Source organism: Streptomyces sp. NPDC005899 (assembly GCF_040629645.1).
In the GTDB taxonomy this organism is placed as follows: Bacteria; Actinomycetota; Actinomycetes; order Streptomycetales; family Streptomycetaceae; genus Streptomyces.
The window spans coordinates 1-2,469 of the sequence record NZ_JBEXWB010000579.1; the positions used below are offsets into that span (position 1 = coordinate 1).

The 2,469-nt window shown below is 73.8% G+C and carries 2 protein-coding genes; one reads left to right on the top strand and one right to left on the bottom strand.

The genetic code is table 11. The annotated features are described in order from the left end of the window. Positions 1-152 precede the first annotated feature (152 nt). Entirely contained in the window at positions 153-1,103 is a 951-nt protein-coding gene (locus ABZ371_RS31625) for a Gfo/Idh/MocA family oxidoreductase (protein WP_358686169.1), read from the bottom strand. A 273-nt stretch (positions 1,104-1,376) separates the two neighbouring features. Here ABZ371_RS31625 and glnII point away from each other — a divergent pair, with 273 nt between their 5' ends. Beyond that, a complete protein-coding gene (gene glnII, locus ABZ371_RS31630) occupies positions 1,377-2,411 on the top strand; it encodes a glutamine synthetase (RefSeq protein WP_358686171.1) in 1,035 nt (344 codons plus the stop codon). Positions 2,412-2,469: the final 58 nt, after the last annotated feature.

The following is a 2,469-nucleotide window of genomic DNA, read 5'->3' on the forward strand; positions in this document are numbered from 1 at the left end:
GGGGGCGCCCGCGCCCACCCGGGGGGAGCCGCCGTACCCCCCCCCCCGGTGCCGGCGCCCCCCGGGGACCCCGCCCCCCACCCCCGGCCCGCCCCGGGGCCGGCCCCCCCGGCCCCCGGCCGACGCGAACGCCGCCGAGGGCGCGCGGAGCCTCAGCCGGCCGTGACCGGTCCCAGCTGGGCCTCGGCGCGCGCGAGCACCTCGGTGAGGCGCAGCCCGAACCGTACGTCGCAGGGGTGGGCCACCCCTGTGGCCGCCGCGTCGATCAGTGCGTCCACGGCCGCCCCGAACGCCCCGAGGGCGTCACCGCCACCCTCGGGCAGGCTCACCGTGCCCCGCTCCCCCCGGAACTGGACCTCGGTCCCCGCCGCCCCCACCGGCGCGTCCAGCGCGAGCGTCACCGTGCTGGAGGCGCCGGAGGTGTGCCGGAGCAGCAGGTGCGTCGCGTCGGCCGGCCCGCGGGCGGCCACCACCTCCGTCACGTCGCCGAGGACGGGGATCAGCACGGAGAGGGCGTGCGGGCCGACGTCCCACAGGCCACCCTTCTCGCGGCGCCACGGCGAGGCGGCGAACTCGCTGGTCGTACCGGGGGCGTACAGGGCTCCGAGCCACTGGGCACCGGCGGTGAACCAGCCTCCCGCCGCCGCCTGTTCGGCGATCCACCCGGACGTCCCGGCGGCGAACCGCAGGGTGCAGAAGACCACGGAGGCGACTCCCGCCCGCTCGGCGGCCTCGGCCGTCGCCCGCGCCCCCTCCACCGTCGTGGCGACCGGCTTGTCCAGCAGCAGGTGGCATCCGGCCGCCGCGGCACGCGCGGCCAGGGGCGCCTGGACGTCCGGCGGTACGGCGAAGGCGACCGCGTCGCTGGCGGCCAGGAGCGCGTCGATGCCGGTGTCGTCCGTGTACGCCTCGGTGCCGTGGGCGGCGGCGAGCGCGTGCGCCGCCTCCGGCCTGCGGCCCCAGACACCGCTCAGTACGGCGCCCGGGTGAGCGGCGAGGGCGGGAGCCTGGGTCATGCGCGCCCAGGGGCCCGCCCCGACGAGCCCGATCCGCATCGGGGTGCCGGGGGCCGGTGCGGGTGCGGTGTCAGCAGGTGTGGTCATGCGGCCAGTGTGCCCGGTTCGCCTGCCGGACCCGTGTGCCCGGGTCCCCTCCGCGGTGCCCGCCGGCCCGTGCGGCCTGCCGTCGGGGGCCGGCAGGCGGCCGAACGTATCCGATGTGACGCGGGCTGAGACGCCTCCGGGCGGCGTGGACCTGCTGTCCGGCTTCGCCGGGGAAGACCGGTAACACGGGGTTCACATACGGGCAACGGACGGGAAATCGCGTCTTGCCAAGCTGCGCACCATAGACCGCAGCACCCGCAAAGGATGGCGTCCGTGACGTTCAAGGCTGAGTACATCTGGATCGACGGCACCGAGCCGACCGCCAAGCTCCGTTCCAAGACGAAGATCATGGCCGGGACCCCCACGCAGGGCGTGGCGGAGCTGCCGATCTGGGGCTTCGACGGTTCGAGCACCAACCAGGCCGAGGGGCACGCGTCCGACCGGGTCCTGAAGCCGGTCTTCTCCTGTCCGGACCCGATCCGCGGCGGCGACGACATCCTCGTCCTGTGCGAGGTCTTCAACATCGACATGACTCCGCACGAGTCCAACACCCGTGCGGAGCTGCGCCCGGTCGCCGAGCGGTTCGAGGGCCAGGAAGCGATCTTCGGCATCGAGCAGGAGTACACCTTCTTCGACGGCCACCGTCCGCTCGGCTTCCCCGAAGGCGGCTTCCCGGCCGCGCAGGGCGGCTACTACTGCGGTGTCGGCTCCGACGAGATCTTCGGTCGCGAGATCGTCGAGAAGCACCTGGACAACTGCCTGGCGGCGGGCCTCGCCATCTCCGGCATCAACGCCGAGGTCATGCCCGGCCAGTGGGAGTTCCAGGTCGGCCCGGTGTCCCCCCTGGAGGTCTCCGACCACCTGTGGATCGCCCGCTGGCTGCTGTACCGCACCGCCGAGGACTTCGACGTCTCCGCGACCCTGGACCCGAAGCCGGTCAAGGGCGACTGGAACGGCGCGGGCGCGCACACCAACTTCTCCACGAAGGCGATGCGCGAGGGCTACGACGCCATCATCACCGCGTGCGAGTCGCTCGGTGAGGGTTCGAAGCCCATGGACCACGTCAAGAACTACGGCGCGGGCATCGACGACCGCCTGACCGGCCTGCACGAGACGGCCCCGTGGAACGAGTACAGCTACGGCGTCTCCAACCGTGGCGCCTCGGTCCGCATCCCGTGGCAGGTCGAGCAGGACCGGAAGGGTTACATCGAGGACCGCCGGCCGAACGCCAACGTCGACCCGTACGTCGTGACGCGGCTGATCGTCGACACCTGCTGCACCGCGCTGGAGAAGGCCGGTCAGGTCTGAGCCTCCGGTACTCGGCACGGCAACACGGCGAGGGGCGCCCACCGGCATGGTGGGCGCC

Excerpts from the sequence above, each read along its gene's own strand:
- ABZ371_RS31625 (WP_358686169.1), bottom strand. The coding sequence starts at position 1,103 with ATGACCACACCTGCTGACACCGCACCCGCACCGGCCCCCGGCACCCCG.